The organism is Paraburkholderia tropica (genome assembly GCF_914484835.1).
GTDB classification, from domain to species: Bacteria; Pseudomonadota; Gammaproteobacteria; order Burkholderiales; family Burkholderiaceae; genus Paraburkholderia; species Paraburkholderia tropica_A.
In genome coordinates this window covers 1-232 of record NZ_CAJZAR010000104.1, presented here as the reverse complement: position 1 = coordinate 232, position 232 = coordinate 1, and the positions used below count along the sequence as shown (strand labels likewise).

Genomic DNA, 232 nt, shown 5'->3' with positions numbered 1-232 from the left:
GGTTGAGATCAGTGTTGTGCCAGAAACAACACAGCCCGAATTAAACACCTCTTTACGCTTCTTCCAGATTGGCTGTGGCGCGATAACACCGCGACGCAGCAACCCGTCATGCCTGATGACCATAGCGAGTCGGTCCCACCCCTTCCCATCCCGAACAGGACCGTGAAACGACTCTACGCCGATGATAGTGCGGATTGCCCGTGTGAAAGTAGGTAATCGTCAGGCTTCTTAT

At 53.4% G+C, this 232-nt stretch carries 1 rRNA gene; it reads left to right on the top strand.

The annotated features are described in order from the left end of the window. Positions 1-111 precede the first annotated feature (111 nt). Positions 112-225, top strand: a 5S ribosomal RNA gene (gene rrf / locus LDO54_RS37440). The last annotated feature ends 7 nt before the right edge of the window (positions 226-232 follow it).